The following is a 22,422-nucleotide window of genomic DNA, read 5'->3' as shown; positions in this document are numbered from 1 at the left end:
GCCGGGACAATGCCCGGCATGGGACATCTCGAAGCCAGCCACCTGGAGTACTACCTTCCCGACGGGCGGGTCCTGCTCCCCGACGTCTCCTTCCGCGTGGGGGAGGGGTCGGTGGTGGCCCTGGTGGGGGCGAACGGCGCCGGCAAGACCACCCTGCTGAAGCTGATCTCCGGGGAGCTGCAGCCGCACGGCGGCGGGGTCTCCATCAGCGGCGGCCTCGGCGTGATGTCGCAGTTCGTGGGCTCGGTCCGCGACGAGACGACCGTACGGGACCTGCTGGTCTCGGTGGCGCAGCCGCGGATCCGGGAGGCCGCGAAGGCCGTGGACCAGGCCGAGCACCTGATCCTGACGGTGGACGACGAGGCCGCGCAGATGGCGTACGCGCAGGCGCTGAGCGACTGGGCCGACGTCCAGGGCTACGAGGCGGAGACCCTGTGGGACGTCTGCACCATGGCCGCGCTGGCGATCCCGTACGACAGCGCCCAGTTCCGCGAGGTGCGCACGCTGTCGGGCGGTGAGCAGAAGCGGCTGGTCCTGGAGGCGCTGCTGCGCGGGCCGGACGAGGTACTGCTGCTCGACGAGCCGGACAACTACCTCGACGTGCCCGGCAAGCGCTGGCTGGAGGAGCAGCTGCGGGCCACCCGCAAGACGGTGCTCTTCGTCTCCCACGACCGGGAGCTGCTCACCCAGGCCGCCGAGAAGATCATCAGCCTGGAGGCGAGCCCGACGGGGAGTGACGTGTGGGTGCACGGTGGGGGCTTCGCCACCTACCACGACGCCCGCAAGGAGCGCTTCGCGCGCTTCGAGGAGCTCAAGCGCCGCTGGGACGAGGAGCACGCGCGGCTGAAGGCCTTGGTGCTGCGGCTGCGCAACCAGGCCGCCTCCAGCCCCGACATGGCCTCGCGGTACCGGGCGATGCAGACCCGCTTCCAGAAGTTCGAGGAGGCCGGCCCGCCGCCGGAGCCGCCGCGCGAGCAGGACATCCGGATGCGCCTCAAGGGCGGCCGGACCGGGGTGCGCGCCCTGACCGTGGAGAACCTGGAGCTGACCGGCCTGATGAAGCCGTTCTCGCTGGAGGTGTTCTACGGGGAGCGGGTCGCGGTGCTCGGCTCCAACGGCTCCGGCAAGTCGCACTTCCTGCGGCTGCTGGCGGGCGAGGAGGTCAAGCACACGGGCAACTGGAAGCTGGGCGCGCGGGTGCTTCCCGGCCATTTCGCGCAGACCCACGCCCACCCGGAGCTGTTCGGCCGCACGCTCGTGGACATCCTGTGGACGGAGGCGGCGAAGCCGCTCGGCGCGGCGATGGGCGCCCTGCGCCGCTACGAGCTGGAGCGCCAGGCGGAGCAGCCCTTCGAGAAGCTCTCGGGCGGCCAGCAGGCGCGTTTCCAGATCCTGCTGCTGGAGCTGGCCGGGACCACGGCGCTGCTGCTGGACGAGCCGACGGACAACCTCGACCTGGAGTCGGCGGAGGCCCTCCAGGACGGCCTGGAGTCGTACGACGGGACTGTGCTGTGCGTCACGCACGACCGGTGGTTCGCGCGGACATTTGACCGTTACTTGGTCTTCGGTTCAGACGGTGTTGTGCGGGAGACTCAAGAACCCGTCTGGGACGAACGTAGGGTCGAGCGCAAGCGCTGAGGGGGCGATCTCCCCCTCGGCGGGTCGAGGAGGAGAGCTGTGGGGCTGCGGCCTAGCATCTGGCTCATGCGATGGGACCGGCCGTCCACGGCGGGCCGGGTGACCGCCTGGCTGCTGGGGCCGGCGCCGCGGCCGTGGCGGTGGGTCTCTGCCGGGATCCTGCTGGTCATCGCCGTGTCGGCGAGCCTGCAGACGAAGTGGGGCTCGGACAACGCCTTCGTGGTGAAGGCGGCCGACGCGCTGCTGGCGGGGGTCTCGCCGTACGAGGACAAGCGGTTCCTGTACCTGCCCAGTGCCGTGATCATGGCGGTGCCGGAGGCGATGGTGCCGCAGGCGGTGCTGCGCTGGCTGCTGCCGGTGGGGATGACGGGGCTGCTGGGCGCCGGGTGGTGGGCTTCGCTGCGGCTGTTCTCGGTGCCGCTGTGCTCGCGCATGGCGGTCGGGGGCTTCGGGCTGCTCGCGCTGGCCTACAAGCCGTACGTGAACCTCGTGATGCTCGGCAACTGGACGGCGATCTCGGCGGCCGCGCTGCCGGTGGCCCTGCTGCTCGCGCACCGGCGGTCGTGGGGCGCTGCGGGGCTGGTGGTGGGGCTGGCGATCGCCTGCAAGCCGATGCTGGTGCCGCTGGGGCTGCTCTTCGTACTGGCCCGGCAGTGGCGCGGGCTGGCGGTGGCGGTGCTGGTGCCGGTGGGGATGTCGCTGCTGGGGGCCCTGCTGATGCCGAGCCCGACGCTGTTCTTCACCAAGACCCTGCCCTTCCTGTTCAAGGGCCAGGACGCCTACGCGCTGCCGTGGGACGCCTCGCCGATCGCGGTGCTGCCGCGGCTGGGGGTGCCGGAGCCGGTGGCGGTGGTGCTGGCGGGCGCGGGGGCGCTGGGCGGGCTGTGGGCGGCCTGGGCGCGGTGGCGGCGGCCGGACGCGGAGGGCGACGGGGGCGAGCTGCGGCTCGTGGAGACGGCGTGCATGGTGATGCTGGCCGCGTTCCTGGTGTCGCGGCCGTCCTTCGACCACTACCTGCTGGTGGTGGTTCCGGTGCTGCTGGTGTCGGGGGTGCGGGCCGGCTCGATGCCGCGCTCGCCCTGGTTCTGGGCGGCCCTGCTGCCCCAGACGGCGGGTGTGCCGTGGCCGTCGGAGCTGGCGGCCAAGCGGCGGGCCTTCAAGGACATGGCGACCCTGTGCGGGCTGGCCGGTCTGCTGGCGCGGCGAGCGCTGCGGCGGCGCCGGGGTACTCTGGAACTCGTACGAACTACGGGGTCCCCACCCAGGACCGAACCGGAGTGCGCCGCTACCCCCGTTTCGACGGGATCGCGGACCGCGTTTTGACCCTTCCAGGTCTTCAGGGGTACCCTGCTGGTTCGTTATGCGTATTGGCTTGCTCATTCTCACGTGAATTTGCCTTACGCCGGTCCACCGGGCCGATGACCAGCGGTACACACGGGTTGCGTCCCCGATGTGAACCAGGGCTGTCGTGATCGTCCGTGGTGACCCATGTCAGGACCCGTCCCTCGGGCTCACCCCCCGGGGATGACCCACCACTGAAGAAGCGAAGGCATACGCGTGCGTACGTTCAGCCCCAAGCCCGGCGACATCTCGCGCCAGTGGCTCGTCATCGACGCCCAGGACGTTGTCCTCGGCCGTCTGGCGACCCAGGCCGCTGCCCTCCTGCGGGGCAAGCACAAGCCGACTTACGCCCCCCACATGGACATGGGCGACTTCGTCATCATCGTCAACGCCGACAAGGTTCACCTGTCCGGCAACAAGGCGTCCCAGAAGATGGCGTACCGCCACTCCGGCTTCCCGGGTGGTCTGCGTTCGGTGCGTTACGACGACCTGCTCCGTGACAACCCGGAGAAGGCCGTCGAGAAGGCCGTCAAGGGCATGCTCCCCAAGAACACCCTGGGCCGTCAGATGCTCTCGAAGCTGAAGGTCTACTCGGGCGACACGCACCCCCACGCTGCCCAGCAGCCGGTGCCGTTCGAGATCACCCAGGTCGCGCAGTAGTTCCGGCCACCCCCTAAGACGTAGAAAATTCTGAGGAGCATCGTGGCCGAGACCACCGCCGAGACGACCCCCGTCGAAGAGTTCGAGGGCAACGTCGAGGAGTACACCAGCGAGTCCGAGGTCGTCGTCGAGGGCGACTACACCTCCGAGTCCCTTGCCGGTCGCTTCGGTGACCCCCAGCCGGCCGCCGGCCTGGGCCGTCGCAAGAACGCCATTGCCCGCGTCCGGATCGTTCCGGGCACCGGCAAGTGGAAGATCAACGGTCGCACCCTTGAGGACTACTTCCCCAACAAGGTGCACCAGCAGGAAGTCAACGAGCCCTTCAAGCTCCTCGAGCTTGACGGCCGCTACGACGTCATCGCCCGCATCGGCGGCGGCGGCGTGTCCGGTCAGGCCGGCGCCCTGCGCCTCGGCGTGGCCCGTGCGCTGAACGAGGCGGACGTGGACAACAACCGCCCGGCGCTGAAGAAGGCCGGCTTCCTCTCCCGCGACGACCGTGCGGTCGAGCGCAAGAAGGCCGGTCTCAAGAAGGCCCGTAAGGCTCCGCAGTACAGCAAGCGTTAATCTGCGCCTGCTGTTCTGCAACGAAACCGCCCCGGCAGCACTCTCCGTGCTGCCGGGGCGGTTCGTTTACCGCCATAAGCGGCAAATACCTGTCACTAGCGGTCACAAGCGAAGCGTGAACTCGGGAGGACAACAGTGGGACGACTCTTCGGGACGGACGGTGTACGAGGCGTCGCCAACGCGGATCTGACGGCCGAGCTCGCGCTCGGCCTCTCCGTGGCGGCCGCACATGTACTGGCCGAGGCGGGCACCTTCGCGGGCCACCGCCCCACGGCGGTGGTCGGCCGCGATCCCCGCGCCTCGGGCGAGTTCCTCGAGGCCGCGGTCGTCGCGGGCCTCGCCAGCGCCGGCGTGGACGTCCTGCGCGTCGGTGTGCTGCCCACCCCGGCGGTGGCGTATCTCACCGGTGCGCTGGGCGCCGACCTCGGCGTGATGCTCTCCGCGAGTCACAACGCCATGCCCGACAACGGCATCAAGTTCTTCGCGCGCGGCGGCCACAAGCTCGCCGACGATCTCGAGGACCGGATCGAGTCCGTCTACGAGGAGCACCGCACGGGCGCGCCGTGGGAGCGCCCCACCGGCTCCGGCGTCGGCCGCGTCTCCGACTACACCGAGGGCTTCGACAAGTACGTCGCCCACCTCATCGGGGTGCTGCCCAACCGCCTCGACGGCGTCAAGGTCGTCCTGGACGAGGCCCACGGCGCGGCCGCGTACGTCTCGCCGGAGGCCTTCACCCGGGCCGGCGCGGAGATCGTCACGATCGGCGCCGAGCCCGACGGCCTGAACATCAACGACGGCTGCGGCTCCACCCACCTGGACCTGCTGAAGCAGGCCGTGGTCGAGCACGGGGCCGACCTCGGCATCGCGCACGACGGCGACGCCGACCGCTGCCTGGCGGTGGACGCCACCGGCGCGGAGGTCGACGGCGACCAGATCCTCGCGGTCCTGGCGCTGGCCATGCGCGAGGCGGGCCAGCTGCGCGAGAACACCGTGGTCGGCACCGTCATGTCCAACCTGGGCTTCAAGCTCGCCATGGAGGCCGAGGGCATCCAGGTCGTACAGACCGGCGTCGGCGACCGGTACGTACTGGAGTCGATGAAGCAGCACGGATACGCGCTGGGCGGCGAGCAGTCCGGGCACGTGATCATCCTCGACCACGCGACCACCGGCGACGGCACCCTGACCGGGCTGATGCTGGCGGCACGGGTCGCGGCCACCGGGCGCCCGCTGGGCGACCTGGCCGGGGTCATGAAGCGGCTGCCGCAGATCCTGATCAACGTCCCGGACGTGGACAAGTCCCGGGTCGCCACCTCCGGCGAGCTGGCCGCGGCCGTCGCCGACGCCGAGCGCGAGCTGGGCGCCACCGGACGGGTGCTGCTGCGTCCGTCCGGTACGGAGCCGCTCGTCCGCGTGATGGTGGAGGCCGCCGACATCGAGCAGGCCCGCGCGATCGCCGGCCGGCTCGCCGACGCGGTGAAGTCGGCGCTCGGCTAGACGCCAGGCCTCATCCGGCGTTCCTGTGTGGCGCACCCGGCGGGCGGATCATCCGCGCGTGCTGGGTGCGCCACAGCAGTTTCCAGCCGATCAGGGTCAGCGAGCCGGCGACGATGATGCCGAGCAGGTTCAGCAGCAGCTGCTCCGCCGAGCCCCACATCTGGCCGACCTCGCCGTGGCTGAGCGCCACGGCCGCGTTCGCGGCGGCCGGGACCGTGGTCACGGAGATCGCCACACCCACCAGCGCCCCCGACTTCGCCGACGTCAGCGACAGCATCCCGGCCACGCCGGCGAGCACCGCCACGACGAACGAGAACGGGTCGGGCTGCCAGATGAAGCTGGTGTTCGGCCGCGGTTTGTCGAGCATCCCCGGCTCGAACAGCCCGAGCGCGTCCATGACCAGGCTGAACACGGTCGTCGCCACGATCGCCGCGGCGAAGCCGACCAGCAGCGCCACCAGCGAGCGCCACGCCGCCTTCGGGGCGCGCTGGACCAGGCCGGTGCAGATCCCGGCGAGCGGGCCGAACTCGGGGCCGACGGCCATCGCGCCGACGATCAGGATCGCGTTGTCCAGGACCACACCGCAGGCCGCGATCATCGTCGCGACGATCATGAACGCGCTGTAGGTGATCGTGAGGGTCGACTCCTCGTGGGTCGACTCGGAGAGCTGCTCCCAGATCACCGCGTCCGCGGCCTCGCCGGGCGCCTCCTCCTCCGCGTCGTCGGCGCGCTGGGAGATGGAGAGGTCGATGTTCTCGACCGCGATCGAGCCGGTCTTGTCGATGCCGAGGGACCGCATCTCCTGGAGCAGCTCGTCGGCCGCCTCGCGCGCCACGTCGCAGAGCACCAGATCGCCCTCGGGGTCGCGGGCGGCGCCCGTCAGCACGACCAGATGGGTGGTCCCGACCGTTTGCTCGATCAGCTCCACCACCTGCTCCGTGAGCGGGTGCGGGGTGATCATCCGTAGATGCAGCATGGCCGCACCCTAAGTGTTAGAGCTTGCGCAGGCTCAGCTTCTGCACCTTGTGGTCGGGGCCCTTGCGCACGACGAGGGTGGCGCGGCCGCGGGTGGGGGCCACGTTCTCCAGCAGGTTGGGCTTGTTGACGGTGCGCCACATCGTCTGCGCGTACTCCAGGGCCTCCTCCTCGGAGACCTGGGTGTACTTGCGGAAGTAGGAGAACGGGTTCTGGAACGCCGTCTCGCGCAGCTTCCGGAAGCGGCCCAGGTACCAGCGCTCGATGTCCTCGGGGCGGGCGTCCACGTACACGCTGAAGTCGAAGTAGTCGGCGAGCCCGACGCGGGTGCGGCCGTCCTTGCCGGGGAGGGCCGGCTGGAGCACGTTCAGGCCCTCGACGATCAGGATGTCGGGGCGGCGTACGACGAGTTCCTCGCCCGGGACGATGTCGTAGATCAGGTGCGAGTAGACCGGGGCCCTGACCTCGTCCTTGCCCGCCTTGATGTCGGCGACGAAGCGGGTGAGCGCCCGGCGGTCGTAGGACTCGGGGAAGCCCTTGCGGGAGGTCAGGCCGCGGCGCTGGAGCTCCTTCATCGGGTACAGGAAGCCGTCCGTGGTGACCAGCTCGACGCGGGGGTGCTCGGGCCAGCGGGCCAGGAGCGCCTGGAGCAGACGGGCCACGGTGGACTTGCCGACGGCGACGGAGCCGGCGACGCCTATGACGAAGGGGGTGCCCTGCTGGGCGCCGTGGCCGTTGCCGGCGTCGCCGAGGAAGGTGTTCAGGGTGCCGCGGAGGTTGCTGGTGGCGCCGACGTACAGATTGAGCAGACGGGACAGCGGCAGGTACACGTCCCGCACCTCGTCGAGGTCGATGACGTCGCCGAGGCCGCGCAGCCGCTCCACCTCGTCGGCGGTCAGCGGCAGCGGGGTCCGCTCGCGCAGGGCGCTCCACTCGGCCCGGGTGAGGTCGACGTACGGGGAGGCGTCGTGCGCCCGGCGGGGGCCGGGGCGCTCCGTTGCGCGGTCCGGCGTACAACGCGTCGGCGAGGTGATCACACCGCCATTGTCGGGGCTCGGGGGCGCTTGTGGATGGTGGGGTCGGTCACGTGGGGGATGACCGGCGCAGGAAGCCCAGGTGGCGGGCATGTGGCGGGTTGTACGCGAGTACGTATCGATCGGAGGCCTGCCCGGTCTCGTGCGGATCACGATTCCGTGCGTGTGCCGGTAACTCCGATCAGCTGATCGATTGAGTCGTACATTGAATGTCACCGTGGCGCCGACCAGCGTCCCGCGCGTGTTCTGTTTTTCCAGGGGGAGATCTTTCGTGGGTACCAGGCATGTCCATCGTGCTGTCCTAACGGCGTCCGCGGTGTCGCTGAGCCTGCTGGCGACCGCCTGCGGATCCGGTGACACCGGCTCGAAGGACGGCTCCGGGGCGGACGCGAAGACGGCGGCCAAGCCGTCCGCGCCGGCCCGTACGGGGAAGTCGGCGGCCGAGCTGGCCCCACTGCTGGTGAACCAGGCGGACCTGCCGCAGTACAAGGTCGAGGCGGACTCGCCGAAGGGCGACCCGGCGCGGAAGGTCGAATCCGACAAGCCCGCCTGCAAGCCGCTGGTCCAGCTCCAGGGCCTGGTGCCGATCTCGACCCCGTCCGGTACGCCGTCCGGCACCGTGGTGGCCTCGGTCTCGGAGAAGCGCAAGCCGGTGGGTGAGGGGGCGACCCTGGAGGAGCAGCTCGACGCGCTCAAGGACACCGCCGGCGTGTCCGGGACCTCGGTCGTCCTCGACTCCTACGACGCCAAGGGCGCCCAGGAGGCCTTCGCGTCGCTGAAGGACGCCAGCACGGCCTGCGCCGGCGGGTACACGTCCGTCGACGGCGCCAAGACCACCAAGGTCCAGAAGGTCCTGCCCTCCGCCCAGATCACCGCCGGGGACGAGTCCCTGGCGTTCCAGCTGGTGCTGGAGCTGGCGGGCGGCGCGAAGGGCAGCATGCAGTTCGTGGTCGTACGCAAGGGCGGCACTCTGGCCACCTTCGAGGGCCTGAGTGTGATCGGCGAGGCCGCCCAGCCGCCCAAGGCGGTCGTGGAGGCCCAGTCCAAGAAGCTCGGATGAGCGGGCTGCGCGCGCGGCGCGCGGCCGTGCTGGGCGCCTCGGCCGTTTCGGGGCTGACCCTGGCCTTCCTGGTCACCGGCTGCGGGACGACCAGGTCCGGCATGGTGCTGGAGATCGTGCCCGCGGCGGATTCGTCCGCCGGGGCGGCCGGCCACCTGTCGAAGGGGAGGGGGCAGGAGCCGCCGTCCCGGCTGATCGTGGCGCAGGGGGACCTGCCGGACCACCGGGTCGGCCAGGAGACCTCCGACAGCGCCCTGCCGAGCGTGGACAAGCCCGAGTGCAGGGAGCTGGCCTACGCCGCCACCGGTCTGCTGCCGACCGGCAGGACCGGCTGGGCCAGGGCATCGGCGGTCGCCGTGCCGGCACCGCTGGGACGGGACGCCACGGAACGGCAGAAGCGGGCGGCCGCCCTGGACGACGCCAGCTCGACGGTGACGGTGGTGACCCTCGGCGCGTACGCCGGGAACACCGCCGGCGGGCACTTCGCCGAGCTGAGGGCCGCCGGTGAGGCGTGCGGCGGGGGCTACTCGGCGACGGCGAACGGGGAGACCGTGAAGGTGACCCGGGTCGTCCCGCACTCCGCCCACGGCGGTGACGAGGCACTCGCGTACACCGTGGAGGCCGAGCGCGACGGTGAGCGGCACACGGCCGAGGTGCTGGTGGTGCGCAAGGGCGGTACTCTCGCCGGCTTCGTCGCCGACCGGGCGTCCGGGGAGGCGCGGCTCGCGGCTCCCGTGGTCGAGGCGCAGCTGCGCAAGCTCGGCTGAGGCGGTTCGCAGACCGGTTCGAAAGCCCGGACCGAAAGCCTGGTTCGAAAGCTGCGTCAACCCCGCTCCGGTGGATTCACCGGGGCGGGGTTTTCGTCTTGTTCGGGTACGGGGCAGACGGGCGGCCACGGCGTACGCTGCGGCCTATGTGCGGAATTGTGGGTTACGTAGGGGCGCAGTCGGCGCTCGATGTGGTCATCGCCGGACTGAAGCGGCTGGAGTACCGCGGCTACGACTCGGCCGGGGTCGCCGTGCTCGCCGACGGGGCGCTCACCAACGTCAAGAAGGCCGGAAAACTGGTCAACCTGGAGAAGGAACTGGTCGGGCGGCCGCTGCCGGCCGGCTCCACGGGCCTCGGGCACACCCGGTGGGCGACCCACGGCGGGCCCACCGACGTCAACGCCCATCCCCACCTGGACAACTCCGGCCGGGTGGCGGTCGTGCACAACGGCATCATCGAGAACTTCGCCGCGCTGCGCGCCGAACTGGCCGAACGGGGGCACCGGCTGGAGTCCGAGACGGACACCGAGGTCGTGGCGCACCTGCTGGCCGAGCAGTTCACGGCGGCCGGGGGCGGTGCGGTCGACGGGAGGCTCGCGGAGGCGATGCGGCAGGTGTGCCGGCGGCTGGAGGGGGCCTTCACCCTGGTCGCGGTGCACGCCGACGAGCCGGACGTGGTGGTCGGCGCCCGCCGGAACTCCCCTCTGGTGGTGGGCGTTGGGGAGGGTGAGAACTTCCTCGCCTCGGACGTGGCCGCGTTCATCGCCCACACCCGGTCCGCGATCGAGCTGGGGCAGGACCAGGTCGTCGAACTCCGGCGCGACGGGGTCACGGTGACCAACTTCGACGGTTCGGTCGCGTCCGTGCGGGCGTACCACGTGGACTGGGACGCCTCGGCGGCCGAGAAGGGGGGTTATGACTACTTCATGCTCAAGGAGATCGCCGAGCAGCCGAAGGCTGTCGCCGACACCCTCCTGGGCAGGATCGACGCGAGCGGCCTGCTGACCCTGGACGAGGTGCGCATCCCCGCCTCGGTGCTCCGGGAGGTCGACAAGGTCGTGATCGTGGCCTGCGGTACGGCGTACCACGCGGGCATGATCGCGAAGCTGGCCATCGAGCACTGGACCCGCATCCCGTGCGAGACGGAGCTGGCCAGCGAGTTCCGCTACCGCGACCCGATCCTGGACCAGCGGACGCTGGTGATCGCGATCTCGCAGTCCGGCGAGACCATGGACACCCTGATGGCGCTGCGCCACGCCCGCGAGCAGGGTGCCCGGGTGCTGGCCGTCTGCAATACGAACGGCTCGACCATCCCGCGCGAGTCGGACGCCGTGCTGTACACGCACGCCGGTCCGGAGGTGGCCGTCGCCTCCACCAAGGCGTTCCTGACGCAGCTGGTGGCCTGCTACCTGGTCGCCCTGTACCTCGGGCAGGTACGGGGTACGAAGTGGGGCGACGAGATCCAGGCGGTGATCCGGGAGCTGTCGGACATCGCCGCGGCGGTGGACACCGTACTGGAGACGATGGAGCCGGTACGGGCCCTGGCGCGCTCGCTCGCCGACAAGGACACCGTGCTGTTCCTCGGCCGGCACGTCGGGTACCCGGTGGCGCTCGAGGGTGCGCTCAAGCTCAAGGAGCTGGCGTACATGCACGCCGAGGGCTTCGCGGCGGGCGAGCTCAAGCACGGGCCGATCGCGCTGATCGAGAAGGACCTGCCGGTGGTGGTCGTCGTGCCGTCGCCGCGCGGGCGCTCGGTCCTGCACGACAAGATCGTCTCGAACATCCAGGAGATCCGGGCGCGCGGGGCGCGGACCATCGTGATCGCGGAGGAGGGCGACGAGGCCGTGGTCCCGTACGCCGACCACCTGATCCGGATCCCGGCGACGCCGACGCTGCTCCAGCCGCTGGTGGCGACGGTGCCGCTCCAGGTGTTCGCGTGCGAGCTGGCGACGGCGCGGGGGAACGAGGTGGACCAGCCGCGTAATCTCGCAAAGTCAGTGACTGTGGAGTAGTTGGGGTTCGTTGTGATTGTCGGTGTGGGGATTGACGTTGCCGAGATCGAGCGGTTCGGCGCGGCGCTGGAGCGGACGCCGCAGATGGCGCAGCGTCTCTTCCTCGACTCCGAGTTGACGCTGCCGAGCGGCGAGCGGCGCGGAACCGCCTCGCTCGCCGCCCGGTTCGCGGCCAAGGAGGCCCTGGCCAAGGCGCTCGGCGCGCCCGGCGGGCTGCTGTGGACCGACGCCGAGGTCTACGTGGAGGACTCCGGGCAGCCCCGGCTGCGGGTGTCCGGGACGGTCGAGGCCCGGGCCCGGGCGCTCGGGGTCACGTCCTGGCACATCTCGCTGAGCCACGACGCCGGCATCGCGTCGGCGGTGGTGATCGCCGAGGGCTGACGCCCGCCGTGGGGCACGCTGTGGGCATGCGTACTGCTTACAGCGTGGAGACCGTACGGGCCGCCGAGCGCGAGCTGATGGCACGGCTGCCGGAGGGCGCCCTGATGGCACGGGCGGCGGCCGGACTGGCCGCCGTGTGCGGCCGGTTGCTGGCGAGGCGCCGGGGCCGGGTCTACGGGTCCCGGGTCGTGCTGCTGGTGGGTCCCGGGGACAACGGCGGCGACGCGCTGTACGCGGGCGCGCGGCTGGCGCGGCGCGGGGCCGGGGTGACGGCGGTGGCGATGGACCCGGAGCGGATGCACCCGGGCGGACTGGCCGCGCTGCGGGCCGCCGGGGGACGGGTCGCGGAGTCGGTTCCCGCGCGGGCGGACCTCGTACTGGACGGGCTGGTCGGCATCGGCGGCCGGGGCGGGCTGCGCCCGGCGGCGGCCGCGCTGGTGGAGCGGATCCCGGCGGCGGCGCTCGTGGTCGCCGTGGACCTGCCGAGCGGGGTGGACGCCGACACCGGGGAGGTGGCGGGCCCGGCGGTGGCGGCCGATGTGACGGTGACCTTCGGGGCGTACAAGCCGGGGCTGCTGATCGACCCCGGGGCCTCGCGGGCGGGCGCGGTGCGGCTGGTGGACATCGGACTGGCCCTCGGTGCCCCCGGGGTGGAGGCCCTCCAGCACACCGATGTGGCGGGGCTGCTCCCCGCGCCGACGGCGTCGAGCGACAAGTACCGGCGGGGCGTGGTCGGGGTCGTCGCCGGGTCGCAGGAGTACCCGGGCGCGGCCGTGCTCGCCGTGGCGGGGGCGCTGCGGGGCGGCGCGGGCGCGGTGCGGTACGTGGGCCCGGCGGCGGAGGCCGTGCTGGCGCGCTACCCGGAGGTGCTGGTCGGGCGGGGGCGGGTGCAGGCCTGGGTGGTCGGCCCGGGGCTGGGGTCCGGGCGGGGCGCCGAGGTGGAGCGGGCGCTGGCGGACCGGGACGTGCCGGTGCTGGTGGACGCGGACGGGCTGCGCGGGCTGGACCCGGCGGTGGTGCGGGGACGCCGGGCGGCGACCCTGCTGACCCCGCACGCGGGGGAGGCGGCGGCGCTGCTGGGGGTCCCGAGGGAGTCGGTGGAGGCCGGGCGGCTGGCTGCCGTACGGGAGTTGGCCGGGCGCTACCGGGCGGCGGTGCTGCTGAAGGGCTCCACGACGCTGGTGGCCGCCGGCGACGGCTCCGTGGTGCGGGTGAATCCGACCGGGACGCCGTGGCTGGCGACCGCCGGGAGCGGGGACGTGCTGTCCGGGCTGGCGGGGTCCCTTCTGGCCGCGGGCCTGGGCGGGGCGGACGCCGGGTCCGTGGCCGCGTACCTGCACGGGCTCGCCGGGAGGCTGGCCGCCCGTGGTGGGCCGGTCCTGGCCCAGGAGGTGGCCGCCGCGCTGCCGGACGCGTGGCGGGGCGTGGTGGCCTGACCCCGGCGGGGGTGCCGCGGCGGCCGGCCGGCTGCGCGGAGCCGCTCCCCGCCCCGCCCTTCCCCCGTTCCCCGGGCGCTGCCCGGACCCGCGCCTCAAACGCCGGCGAGGCTGGATGGTGCGGCGGGGCCGGTGGAGTGGTAGCGGAGGGGCGGCGCGTGCGGAATTCGTAGGTGGGCGCGAGGGGTGGGGTGGGGGCTCTGAGAGACTGTGGGCGATGAACGAGACACCGATGCGCGTGTACGCCGAGATCGATCTTGACGCAGTACGGGAGAACGTACGCGCCCTGCGCGCGCGGGCACCCCGGGCCGAGCTGATGGCCGTCGTCAAGGCGAACGCCTACGGGCACGGCGGCGTCCAGTGTGCCCGGGCCGCCCAGGAGGCCGGTGCCACCTGGCTGGGCACCGCCACGCCCGAGGAGGCGCTCGCGCTGCGCGCCGCCGGGATCGAGGGGCGGGTCATGTGCTGGCTCTGGACCCCCGGCGGGCCCTGGCGGGAGGCCGTCGAGGCCGACATCGACGTGTCCGTCAGCGGGATGTGGGCCCTGGACGAGGTCCGGGCCGCCGCCCGCGCGGCCGGCCGTACCGCCCGTATCCAGCTCAAGGCCGACACCGGCCTCGGCCGCAACGGCTGCCAGCCCGCCGACTGGGAGGAGCTCGTCACCGCGGCCGTCGCCGCCCAGGCCGAGGGCACCGTCCAGGTCACCGGCCTCTGGTCGCACTTCGCCTGCGCCGACGAGCCCGGCCACCCCTCCATCCAGCTCCAGCTCGACGCCTTCCGCGACATGCTGGCCTACGCGGAGAAGGAGGGCGTCGACCCCGAGGTCCGGCACATCGCCAACTCGCCCGCGACGCTCACCCTCCCCGAGAGCCACTTCGACCTGGTGCGCACCGGACTCGCCGTCTACGGCGTCTCCCCCTCGCCCGAACTCGGCACCCCCGCCCAGCTCGGCCTGCGCCCCGCCATGACGCTCAAGGCCTCCCTCGCGCTGGTCAAGACCGTCCCCGCCGGGCACGGCGTCAGCTACGGCCACCACTACGTCACCGGGTCCGAGGCCCACCTCGCCCTCGTCCCCGCCGGCTACGCCGACGGCCTGCCGCGCAACGCCTCCGGCCGCGGGCCCGTGCTCGTCGGCGGCAGGATCCGGCAGGTGGCCGGGCGGATCGCCATGGACCAGTTCGTCGTGGACCTCGGCGAGGACCTCGCCCGCGCCGGCGACGAGGCCGTCCTCTTCGGGGACGCCGAACGCGGCGAACCGACCGCCGAGGACTGGGCTCAAGCGGCGCACACGATCGCGTATGAGATCGTCACCCGTATCGGAGGTCGAGTACCCCGGGTGTACCTGGGCGGCTGAGTGAGGACGGCGACGGCGTGAGCGATAACTGGCGCAAGGCCGGCTGGGCCGGTGCCGCCATCGGTGTCATAGCGGCGGGCGCCGCGGCCGGTGTCGCGGTCGAACGGATCACCGTGGGGCGCGGCATCCGGATGAAGGCACGCCTCGCGCTCGACGCCGCCGGGGACTACGGCTCCCTGCGCGGGACCGAGGGCGGCTGTCGCGCCGAGGACGGCACCGAGCTGTACTACGAGGTCGACGAGCTGCCCGACAGCGGCACGAAGCGCCGGCTGCGGCGCAGGCCCCCGGCCGCCGCCACCGTCGTCTTCTGCCACGGCTACTGCCTCGCCCAGGACTCCTGGCACTTCCAGCGCGCCGCCCTGCGCGGAGTCGTCCGCTCCGTGTACTGGGACCAGCGCAGCCACGGCCGCAGCGCGCGGGGCCTGGCCCAGGCCGACGGTGAACCGGTGACCATCGACCAGCTCGGCCGCGACCTGAAGGCCGTCATCGACGCCGCCGCACCCGAGGGCCCGCTCGTCCTCGTCGGCCACTCCATGGGCGGCATGACCGTCATGGCCCTCGCCGAACAGTTCCCCGAGCTGGTACGCGACCGCGTGCTCGGGGTGGCCCTCGTCGGCACCTCCAGCGGCCGGCTGGACGAGGTGACGTACGGGCTGCCCTCCGTCGGACTGGGCGCGGTGCGCCGCCTGCTGCCCGGCGTGCTCAAGGTGCTCGGCTCCCAGGCCGAGCTGGTGGAGAAGGGCCGCCGGGCCACCGCCGACCTCTTCGCCGGCATGATCAAGCTGTACTCGTTCGGCTCCCGGGACGTGGACCCGGGCGTGGCGCGCTTCGCCGAGCGGCTGATCGAGGCGACCCCGATCGACGTGGTCGCCGAGTTCTACCCGGCCTTCCAGACCCACGACAAGAGCGCCGCCCTCCAGCGGTTCGCGGACATCCCCGTCACCGTCGTCGCCGGGGACAAGGACATGATCACCCCGCCCGGGCACAGCGTGACGATCAAGGAGGCGCTGCCGGCCGCCGAGCTGGTGGTGCTGGAGGACACCGGGCACCTGATGATGCTGGAGCGCCCCGACACCGTGACCGGGCTGCTCACCGGCCTCCTGGCGCGCACCGGAGCCGTCCCCGCAACGGCTAACGTTGGGGGACATGGAAGACGTACCGCGGGAAGCGCCGCGCAGCCCGGCGGCTGAGGCCCTGGCCGAGGCCGCCGCCGAAACCCTGATCACCGTCGACTCGCCCGCCTCCATGCAGGAACTGGGCCGCAGGATCGCCGGCCTGCTGCGCCCCGGCGACCTCGTCCTGCTGACCGGCGAACTCGGCGCGGGCAAGACCACCCTGACCCGGGGGCTGGGGGAGGGGCTGGGCGTGCGCGGGGCCGTGACCTCGCCGACCTTCGTGATCGCCCGGGTGCACCCGTCCCTGGGCGACGGTCCGCCGCTGGTGCACGTGGACGCGTACCGGCTCGGCGGCGGGCTGGACGAGATGGAGGACCTGGACCTCGACGTCTCGCTGCCCGAGTCCGTGGTCGTCGTGGAGTGGGGCGACGGCAAGGTCGAGGAGCTCTCCGACGACCGGCTGCACGTGGTGATCGGGCGCGCGGTCGGCCACGAGGAGGTCCTGGACGACGTACGCGAGGTCGCGCTGCGCGGCGTCGGGGCCCGGTGGGCCGGCGCGGAGCTGGCGAGGCTGTCGGCGCGGTAGCCACGGCGGTGCGGGCGGGGCGGGGCGGTGGCTCCGGGCCCGCCCGTCGGCGTACCCGCGTACCGACGACGTACCGATGAGGTGCCGACAACGTGCCGACAACTCGTCGGGAAAATATTGCGTTGGCGCAGGCTCGCGTGATGACATGGTACCGAGCGCTGGTTAGGTCTACCTAAGTACGGCGTCCCGGGGTCTCAGGAGGCAGCCATGTCGGCAGCAGGAGCAGAGCGAGCGCCCGTCGTGTCCATGCGGGCCCTGCTCGCGGCGGGCGTGGCCGCCACGGCGGTGTCCACACCGCCCGCGCGCGCGGAAGCCGAACCGCACGCCGGGCCCGGGCTCGCCGAGGACGCGGAACAGGCCGCCCCGGAGCCGGAAGCGGCCTGACGCCCACGTACGGGTGAATCACCTTCCCTGAAGGATCAGGGAACGACGACGACCTTCGCGCTGATCGTCGCGAAGGCCCACATCGCGTCCCCGTCCGCACGCGCCATGCGGATGCCGCCGGTCTTCTTCGCGAGGTCCGGCTCCGGCATCGAACCGTCCACGCGGGCGCTGAAGCCGATCGCGATCCCGTCCGTGCTGGCGAACCGTACGACGTGCTCGATCGGCACCCCGTCGGTGCCGGTGACCGCCCCCGCGCGCGAGCCGACCACGTAGCTGCCCGGCGCCGGGTGGACCGTGCTCGGCATCACCGTGAACGTCCTCGGGTCCCGCCCGTCCTCCGCGACCAGCCACACCCGCTTCTGGGACACCGAGTACACGACCCGCGGCCCGGTCCCGGAGTCGGCGGGCACCGCCGCCGGCTTCGCCGGGTCCTGCTTGGCAGGGGCCTGCCCCTGGGGCGCGGCGGGGGCCTGCGCGGCCGGCTTCACCGGATGCGCGGGCGCGGTCGCGGAGGCCTGGTAGCCGAGGAAGCCGATGGCGGCGATCGCCGCCGCCGTGAGCCCGGCCACGATTCCCGAGCTGCTGCTTGCCACCTTGCTCCACCTCTCCGCGCCTGACTCGTCGAACTCTCCGCCGACCTGGGTGTGTACCCGGTCGAAAGGTAGCAGCCGGGCCCCGCCACCACCGGCCGCAAGGCCCTGGGGCCGGGGAGTCGTAGGCTGTTCGCGTGCTCTTGCTCGCCGTAGATACCGCCACGCCCGCCGTCACCGTCGCCCTGTACGACGGGGAGTCCGTCCTCGCCGAATCGAACCAGGTCGACGCCCGCCGCCACGGGGAGCTCCTGCTGCCCTCCGTGGACAAGGTCCTCGCCGAGGCCGGGGTGAAACTCGAATCCGTCACCGGCATCGTCGTCGGCGTCGGCCCCGGCCCCTACACCGGGCTGCGCGTCGGCCTCGTCACCGCCTCCACCTTCGCCGCCGTCCTCGGTGTCCCCGTGCACGGCCTGTGCACCCTCGACGGGCTCGCGTACGCCGCCGGGGCCGCCGGGATCGAGGGCCCCTTCACCGTCGCCACCGACGCGCGGCGCAAGGAGGTCTACTGGGCGCGCTACGAGGACCCGCGCACCCGGGTCGGCGAGCCCGCCGTCGACCGCCCGGCCGACATCGCCGAGCGGGTCGCCGGCCTCCCGGCGGTGGGCCAGGGCGCCGCGCTGTACCCGGAGGTCTTCCCGGACGCCCGCGGCCCCGTGCACCAGTCGGCCGCGGCGCTGGCGGCCCTGGCCGCGGAAAAGCTGGCGGCGGGGGGGGCCTTCGAAAATGCGGAGGGCCTTGCCCCGACCCCCCTCTACCTGCGCCGGCCCGACGCGCAGGTGCCCAAGAACTACAAGGTGGTCACCCCGCAGTGACGGCCCCGACCGCAGTGCTCCGCGAGATGCGCTGGTGGGACATCGAACCGGTGCTGGCGCTGGAACACGAGCTGTTCCCCGACGACGCCTGGTCGGCCGGGATGTTCTGGTCCGAACTCGCCCACGCGCGCGGCCCGCAGGCCACCCGCCGCTACGTCGTCGCCGAGCTTCCTTCCGATAGCGGCTCCGCCGCGGGCGGGACCGGCCGCATCGTCGGCTACGCCGGACTGGCGGCCGCGGGCGACCTGGGCGACGTACAGACCATCGCGGCAGCCAAGGACCAGTGGGGCACCGGACTCGGCGCCCGGCTGCTCACCGAGCTGCTGCGCGCCGCGACCGCCTTCGAGTGCGCCGAGGTGCTGCTGGAGGTACGGGTGGACAACACCCGCGCCCAGCGGCTCTACGAGCGCTTCGGCTTCGAGCCGATCGGCTTCCGGCGCGGCTACTACCAGCCGGGCAACGTCGACGCGCTCGTGATGCGCCTGACCGACCCGGCACATACGAAAACTGAGCACCCTGAGAACTCTGAGCACACTGAGAGCAGTGAGAGCAATGGCTGACGAACCGCTCGTCCTCGGCATCGAGACCTCCTGCGACGAGACCGGCGTCGGCGTCGTCCGCGGAACCACCCTCCTCGCGGACGCGGTCGCGTCGAGCGTCGACGAGCACGCCCGCTTCGGCGGGGTCGTGCCCGAAGTGGCCTCCCGCGCCCACCTGGAGGCGATGGTCCCGACCATCGAGCGCGCCCTGAAGGAGGCCGGTGTCAGCGCCCGCGACCTCGACGGCATCGCGGTCACGGCCGGCCCGGGCCTCGCGGGAGCGCTGCTGGTGGGCGTCTCGGCGGCGAAGGCGTACGCGTACGCGCTCGGCAAGCCGCTGTACGGGGTGAACCACCTGGCCTCCCACATCTGCGTCGACCAGCTGGAGCACGGGCCGCTGCCCGAGCCGACCATGGCGCTGCTGGTGTCCGGCGGGCACTCCTCGCTGCTGCTGGCCCCCGACATCACCAGCGACGTACGGCCGCTGGGCGCGACCATCGACGACGCGGCGGGCGAGGCCTTCGACAAGATCGCCCGGGTGCTCCACCTGGGCTTCCCCGGCGGTCCGGTCATCGACCGGCTCGCGCGCGAGGGCGACCCGAAGGCGATCCACTTCCCGCGCGGTCTGACGGGGCCGCGCGACGCGGCGTACGACTTCTCCTTCTCCGGCCTCAAGACGGCGGTGGCCCGCTGGATCGAGGCCAAGCGCAACGCGGGCGAGGAGGTGCCGGTGCGCGATGTGGCGGCGTCCTTCCAGGAGGCCGTGGTGGACGTGCTGACGCGCAAGGCGATCCGCGCGTGCAAGGACGAGGGCGTGGACCACCTGATGATCGGCGGCGGGGTGGCGGCCAACTCCCGGCTGCGCTCGCTCGCGCAGGAGCGCTGCGACGACGCGGGGATCATCCTGCGGGTGCCGCGGCCGAAGCTGTGTACCGACAACGGCGCGATGGTCGCGGCGCTCGGCGCGGAGATGGTCCGGCGGAACCGGCCGGCCTCGGACTGGGACCTGTCGGCCGACTCCTCGCTGCCGGTGACGGACCCGCACGTGCCGGGCCACGGCCACGACCACGGTCATGCCCATGACCACGACCACGTGCACGAGCTCAGCAAGGACAACCTCTACTCGTGAGCACCGTCGCGCTGATGTGGGAGGCCCGGGCCGCCGACGGCCGGGGCAACGAACTGCTGGAGTGGGCCCGGGCGCAGGTCCTGGCCCGGGAGCCGGTGCGCCGCGAGGTGCTGCGCGCCGCGCAGGACCGGGTGCTCGTGATCACCTGGTGGGAGGCCCCGGAGGGGGTGGCGGCGGAGCTGCCGGAACTGCCCGAGCCGGCCGCGGACCTGATCACCCGGGCGGTGCACCGCTGGCGCTTCGAGTCGGTGGAGACCACGGGCACGGGCTGAGCCCCGGGCGCTGAGGTTCAGGCGCTGAGGTTCAGGCCGAAGCGCAGGCCGAAGCGCAGGTCGGAGGGCCGGTCGAGGAGCGCTGAGGCGAAGCTCGAAGGGCCGGGGCTATGGTCATGCGCATGCCTAGCCGTGAGCTCCCGCCCCCGCCGCCGCCCGCGCATCTGCGCGAGTGGCTGGACGAGGGCGTCGTACGGGCCGACCGCGCGCGTTTCCTCGCGGACCTGAGCCGGCGCAGCCTGGGCCCGGGGCGGCTGCTGTCGCTGTGGGGCGTTGCGGCGGCCTTCGCGCTCGGCTGGACCTTCGTCGGGCTGGCCGTGATGTCCTTCGCGTCTGGAGGCCCGCTCGAGTACCTCGTCGGCGCCGTCCACTCTGTGATCGCGCTGGGCGTCCTGGTGCCCGCCGGGCTCTGCTTCGCGCGGGGCGCCCGGCGGGAGCGCCAGGTGCGGCAGCTGCTGTGCGCCTGGGTCGTGGCGGGCCGGGACCCCGAGACCGACGCCCGCCTGCGCGCTCCGGCGCGGAGCCTGGTGTGGCTGGTGGCCTCGCTGGTGCTGGGCGCGTCCGGGCTCTGGATGGCCTTCGCGTCGGCGGCCGGAGCCCGCCCGGGCACGGACACGTACGGGGAGGTGGCGTACTTCATGGGATTCGGCATGATCCTGTGGATCACCGCCCTCCTGGGCCTGGCCAAGACCGCCACCCACTACCGCTGGGCCCTGCGCACCACCCACCCCGGCCCGCCCGACGCGCCCCGGCCGACCCCATCAGGCGCCGCCGCGCAATCCGGCCCCGTCCGGCGGAAATCCAGCCTCGCCGGCGTTTGAGGCGCGGGGTCCGGGGCGGAGCCCCGGAAAGCCCGGGCGCAGCCCGGGGCCGCCAGCGCAGCGGTCCCGCACCGGCCGGCCCCCAACCGCCCGGCCAGGGCAACGGCCCCGGTACCCGTCAGCCCGCGGGGGACCCGATCAGCATCGACGGCGCCCCCGCCACCCGCGTCAGGAAGACCGTCGCGGAGTTCGGCCCCTGCGGCTTGACCTTCCTGCGCAGCTCCTCCGGCTCGATCGCCGAGCCCCGCTTCTTCACCGTCAGGATCCCGACCTCCCGCTCGCGCAGCAGCGCCTTCAGCTTCTTCAGCCCGAAGGGCAGCACGTCCGTGATCTCGTACGCGGTCGCGTACGGCGTCGCGCGCAGCTCGTCGGCGGTGATGTAGGCGATGGTCGGGTCGATGAGCCGGCCGTCCAGCTGCGCGGCCACCTCGGCGACGAGGTGCGCGCGGATCACGGCCCCGTCGGGCTCGTACAGCCAGCGCCCGACCGGTCCCGCCTCCGGGTCCGGCAGCGGTTCGGCGGTGACCAGCCCGCGCGGCCCCGGCAGCAGGGTGGCCCGTACCGTGCCGGGGGCGGTGCCGAACCACAGCACGGCCTCCTTCACGTCCCCGTGGTCGGAGATCCACTCGGCCTCGGCCTCCGCCGGCACCGCCTCGTGCGGGATCCCCGGCGCGATCTTGATGGCGGCGTACTTGGCCGCACGGGCCGTCTCCACGGCCCAGGACAGCGGCGGTGAGTAGGACTCCGGGTCGAAGACGCGGCCGCGCCCGCCGCGCCGCGCGGGGTCGATGAAGACGGCGTCGTACGAGGACACGTCCACCCCCGTCACATCGGCCTCCCGGACCTCGATCAGGTCCGCCAGCCCCAGCGCCTCGGCGTTGGCCCGCGCGACGGCCACCGTCAGCGGGTCGAGGTCCACCGCCAGCACCCGGATCCCGCGCCGGGCCAGCGCCAGGGCGTCCCCGCCGATTCCGCAGCACAGGTCCGCGACGCTCCGTACGCCCAGGTCCGCGAGCCGCTCGGCGCGGTACGAGGCCACCGGCGCGCGGGTGGCCATCTCCCCGCCGCCGGGCGTGAAGTACATCCGGAACGCGTCCTCGGCCCCGAACTTCGCCACCGCCCGCTGCCTCAGCCGGGCCTGCCCCAGCGCGGCCGACACCAGCCCGGCGGGGTGCTCGCGGCGCAGCCGGGTGGCCACGGCCAGTTCCTGGGCGGGGTCGTAGTCGCGGAGCGAGTCGAGGAGCGCGCTGCCCTCGGGGGTGAGGAGCGCGGCGAAGTCTTCGGGGGTCACCGGTCCATTGTGGGCCAGCCGGTGGAAGGCGGGAGTCCGGCCGTGGTGTCGTCCGGGGCGCGCAGCTGCGCGGTGGAAGGATCCGCAGCTATGCAGCTTGTACGACAAAACGGAAATACTGCGCAGTTTGGTCGCCGGCCCGCGGTACGTCCGCGCGGCCGGTA

At 72.9% G+C, this 22,422-nt stretch carries 23 protein-coding genes; 19 read left to right on the top strand and 4 right to left on the bottom strand.

The window, feature by feature from the left end; translation table 11 throughout:
* Positions 1-9: 9 nt before the first annotated feature.
* The 5 genes from OOK34_RS08215 to glmM all read left to right on the top strand — a co-directional run bounded on the left by OOK34_RS08215 (position 10) and on the right by glmM (position 5,697).
* Complete coding sequence (locus tag OOK34_RS08215) at positions 10-1,638, top strand: ABC-F family ATP-binding cassette domain-containing protein (protein WP_267033221.1); 1,629 nt, start codon at positions 10-12, stop codon at positions 1,636-1,638.
* Positions 1,639-1,704: 66 nt separating this feature from the next.
* Complete coding sequence (locus OOK34_RS08210) at positions 1,705-2,961, top strand: glycosyltransferase family 87 protein (RefSeq protein ID WP_267033220.1); 1,257 nt, start codon at positions 1,705-1,707, stop codon at positions 2,959-2,961.
* Between the two features lie 234 nt (positions 2,962-3,195).
* A complete protein-coding gene (gene rplM, locus OOK34_RS08205) occupies positions 3,196-3,639 on the top strand; it encodes a 50S ribosomal protein L13 (protein WP_267033219.1) in 444 nt (147 codons plus the stop codon).
* 42 nt (positions 3,640-3,681) lie between these two features.
* Positions 3,682-4,203 carry a 30S ribosomal protein S9 gene (gene rpsI, locus OOK34_RS08200; protein WP_267033218.1) on the top strand — a complete coding sequence of 174 codons (522 nt, stop codon included), beginning with the start codon at positions 3,682-3,684 and terminating at the stop codon, positions 4,201-4,203.
* A 135-nt stretch (positions 4,204-4,338) separates the two neighbouring features.
* Positions 4,339-5,697, top strand: coding sequence for a phosphoglucosamine mutase (gene glmM / locus OOK34_RS08195; RefSeq protein ID WP_267033217.1), 1,359 nt, complete (start codon positions 4,339-4,341; stop codon positions 5,695-5,697).
* 10 nt (positions 5,698-5,707) lie between these two features.
* Here glmM and OOK34_RS08190 read toward each other — a convergent pair whose 3' ends face one another.
* Together OOK34_RS08190 and coaA are read right to left on the bottom strand one after the other, a co-directional pair.
* On the bottom strand, positions 5,708-6,673 hold the full coding sequence (locus OOK34_RS08190; protein WP_267033216.1) for a DUF389 domain-containing protein: 966 nt from the start codon (positions 6,671-6,673) through the stop codon (positions 5,708-5,710).
* 16 nt (positions 6,674-6,689) lie between these two features.
* Positions 6,690-7,709, bottom strand: coding sequence for a type I pantothenate kinase (gene coaA / locus OOK34_RS08185; RefSeq protein ID WP_267033215.1), 1,020 nt, complete (start codon positions 7,707-7,709; stop codon positions 6,690-6,692).
* Between the two features lie 313 nt (positions 7,710-8,022).
* Here coaA and OOK34_RS08180 point away from each other — a divergent pair, with 313 nt between their 5' ends.
* The 9 genes from OOK34_RS08180 to OOK34_RS08140 all read left to right on the top strand — a co-directional run bounded on the left by OOK34_RS08180 (position 8,023) and on the right by OOK34_RS08140 (position 16,801).
* Positions 8,023-8,766: a hypothetical protein gene (locus tag OOK34_RS08180; RefSeq protein WP_267033214.1), complete on the top strand. Its 744-nt coding sequence runs from the start codon at positions 8,023-8,025 to the stop codon at positions 8,764-8,766.
* Positions 8,763-9,533, top strand: a complete 771-nt coding sequence (locus tag OOK34_RS08175; protein ID WP_267033213.1) for a hypothetical protein — start codon at positions 8,763-8,765, stop codon at positions 9,531-9,533. Before OOK34_RS08180 ends, OOK34_RS08175 begins: the two co-directional genes overlap by 4 nt.
* Positions 9,534-9,679: 146 nt before the next feature.
* The gene (gene glmS, locus OOK34_RS08170; protein ID WP_267033212.1) at positions 9,680-11,545 is read left to right on the top strand and encodes a glutamine--fructose-6-phosphate transaminase (isomerizing); all 1,866 of its coding nucleotides are present in this window, start codon (positions 9,680-9,682) and stop codon (positions 11,543-11,545) included.
* Between the two features lie 12 nt (positions 11,546-11,557).
* Positions 11,558-11,926 (top strand): holo-ACP synthase, encoded by a 369-nt coding sequence (locus OOK34_RS08165; protein ID WP_267033211.1) that lies wholly within the window; start codon positions 11,558-11,560, stop codon positions 11,924-11,926.
* Between the two features lie 26 nt (positions 11,927-11,952).
* Positions 11,953-13,362 (top strand): NAD(P)H-hydrate dehydratase, encoded by a 1,410-nt coding sequence (locus OOK34_RS08160; RefSeq protein ID WP_267033210.1) that lies wholly within the window; start codon positions 11,953-11,955, stop codon positions 13,360-13,362.
* 217 nt (positions 13,363-13,579) lie between these two features.
* Positions 13,580-14,716 (top strand): alanine racemase, encoded by a 1,137-nt coding sequence (gene alr / locus OOK34_RS08155; RefSeq protein WP_267033209.1) that lies wholly within the window; start codon positions 13,580-13,582, stop codon positions 14,714-14,716.
* A 17-nt stretch (positions 14,717-14,733) separates the two neighbouring features.
* Positions 14,734-15,906: an alpha/beta fold hydrolase gene (locus tag OOK34_RS08150; RefSeq protein ID WP_267033208.1), complete on the top strand. Its 1,173-nt coding sequence runs from the start codon at positions 14,734-14,736 to the stop codon at positions 15,904-15,906.
* Positions 15,863-16,417 carry a tRNA (adenosine(37)-N6)-threonylcarbamoyltransferase complex ATPase subunit type 1 TsaE gene (gene tsaE, locus OOK34_RS08145; protein WP_267033207.1) on the top strand — a complete coding sequence of 185 codons (555 nt, stop codon included), beginning with the start codon at positions 15,863-15,865 and terminating at the stop codon, positions 16,415-16,417. Before OOK34_RS08150 ends, tsaE begins: the two co-directional genes overlap by 44 nt.
* A gap of 207 nt (positions 16,418-16,624) precedes the next feature.
* On the top strand, positions 16,625-16,801 hold the full coding sequence (locus OOK34_RS08140; protein ID WP_267033206.1) for a hypothetical protein: 177 nt from the start codon (positions 16,625-16,627) through the stop codon (positions 16,799-16,801).
* A 35-nt stretch (positions 16,802-16,836) separates the two neighbouring features.
* Here OOK34_RS08140 and OOK34_RS08135 read toward each other — a convergent pair whose 3' ends face one another.
* Positions 16,837-17,394 carry a hypothetical protein gene (locus OOK34_RS08135; RefSeq protein WP_267033205.1) on the bottom strand — a complete coding sequence of 186 codons (558 nt, stop codon included), beginning with the start codon at positions 17,392-17,394 and terminating at the stop codon, positions 16,837-16,839.
* Between the two features lie 134 nt (positions 17,395-17,528).
* Here OOK34_RS08135 and tsaB point away from each other — a divergent pair, with 134 nt between their 5' ends.
* The 5 genes from tsaB (at position 17,529) to OOK34_RS08110 (ending at position 20,967) form a co-directional block, all read left to right on the top strand.
* Entirely contained in the window at positions 17,529-18,206 is a 678-nt protein-coding gene (gene tsaB, locus OOK34_RS08130; RefSeq protein ID WP_267033204.1) for a tRNA (adenosine(37)-N6)-threonylcarbamoyltransferase complex dimerization subunit type 1 TsaB, read from the top strand.
* Positions 18,203-18,766 (top strand): ribosomal protein S18-alanine N-acetyltransferase, encoded by a 564-nt coding sequence (gene rimI, locus OOK34_RS08125; RefSeq protein ID WP_267033203.1) that lies wholly within the window; start codon positions 18,203-18,205, stop codon positions 18,764-18,766. The genes tsaB and rimI overlap by 4 nt, the downstream gene beginning before the upstream one ends.
* Positions 18,759-19,874 carry a tRNA (adenosine(37)-N6)-threonylcarbamoyltransferase complex transferase subunit TsaD gene (tsaD, locus tag OOK34_RS08120; protein WP_267033202.1) on the top strand — a complete coding sequence of 372 codons (1,116 nt, stop codon included), beginning with the start codon at positions 18,759-18,761 and terminating at the stop codon, positions 19,872-19,874. Before rimI ends, tsaD begins: the two co-directional genes overlap by 8 nt.
* Positions 19,871-20,146 (top strand): hypothetical protein, encoded by a 276-nt coding sequence (locus OOK34_RS08115; RefSeq protein WP_267033201.1) that lies wholly within the window; start codon positions 19,871-19,873, stop codon positions 20,144-20,146. Before tsaD ends, OOK34_RS08115 begins: the two co-directional genes overlap by 4 nt.
* A gap of 122 nt (positions 20,147-20,268) precedes the next feature.
* Positions 20,269-20,967: a hypothetical protein gene (locus OOK34_RS08110; protein ID WP_267033200.1), complete on the top strand. Its 699-nt coding sequence runs from the start codon at positions 20,269-20,271 to the stop codon at positions 20,965-20,967.
* 118 nt (positions 20,968-21,085) lie between these two features.
* Here OOK34_RS08110 and OOK34_RS08105 read toward each other — a convergent pair whose 3' ends face one another.
* Positions 21,086-22,276: a methyltransferase domain-containing protein gene (locus OOK34_RS08105; RefSeq protein WP_267036668.1), complete on the bottom strand. Its 1,191-nt coding sequence runs from the start codon at positions 22,274-22,276 to the stop codon at positions 21,086-21,088.
* Positions 22,277-22,422 lie beyond the last annotated feature (146 nt).

The organism is Streptomyces sp. NBC_00091 (assembly GCF_026343185.1).
GTDB lineage: Bacteria > Actinomycetota > Actinomycetes > Streptomycetales > Streptomycetaceae > Streptomyces.
The sequence above is the reverse complement of the archived record's forward strand: the minus strand, read 5'-3'. Positions and strand labels throughout refer to the sequence as shown.

What these genes read in the sequence shown, in the direction of transcription:
- OOK34_RS08215 (WP_267033221.1), top strand. Translation starts at nt 10, where the DNA reads ATGCCCGGCATGGGACATCTCGAAGCCAGCCACCTGGAGTACTACCTT.
- OOK34_RS08210 (WP_267033220.1), top strand. Translation starts at nt 1,705, where the DNA reads ATGCGATGGGACCGGCCGTCCACGGCGGGCCGGGTGACCGCCTGGCTG.
- OOK34_RS08190 (WP_267033216.1), bottom strand. Translation starts at nt 6,673, where the DNA reads ATGCTGCATCTACGGATGATCACCCCGCACCCGCTCACGGAGCAGGTG.
- OOK34_RS08175 (WP_267033213.1), top strand. Translation starts at nt 8,763, where the DNA reads ATGAGCGGGCTGCGCGCGCGGCGCGCGGCCGTGCTGGGCGCCTCGGCC.
- glmS (WP_267033212.1), top strand. Translation starts at nt 9,680, where the DNA reads ATGTGCGGAATTGTGGGTTACGTAGGGGCGCAGTCGGCGCTCGATGTG.
- OOK34_RS08160 (WP_267033210.1), top strand. Translation starts at nt 11,953, where the DNA reads ATGCGTACTGCTTACAGCGTGGAGACCGTACGGGCCGCCGAGCGCGAG.
- alr (WP_267033209.1), top strand. Translation starts at nt 13,580, where the DNA reads ATGAACGAGACACCGATGCGCGTGTACGCCGAGATCGATCTTGACGCA.
- tsaE (WP_267033207.1), top strand. Translation starts at nt 15,863, where the DNA reads ATGGAAGACGTACCGCGGGAAGCGCCGCGCAGCCCGGCGGCTGAGGCC.
- OOK34_RS08140 (WP_267033206.1), top strand. Translation starts at nt 16,625, where the DNA reads ATGTCGGCAGCAGGAGCAGAGCGAGCGCCCGTCGTGTCCATGCGGGCC.
- tsaD (WP_267033202.1), top strand. Translation starts at nt 18,759, where the DNA reads ATGGCTGACGAACCGCTCGTCCTCGGCATCGAGACCTCCTGCGACGAG.
- OOK34_RS08110 (WP_267033200.1), top strand. Translation starts at nt 20,269, where the DNA reads ATGCCTAGCCGTGAGCTCCCGCCCCCGCCGCCGCCCGCGCATCTGCGC.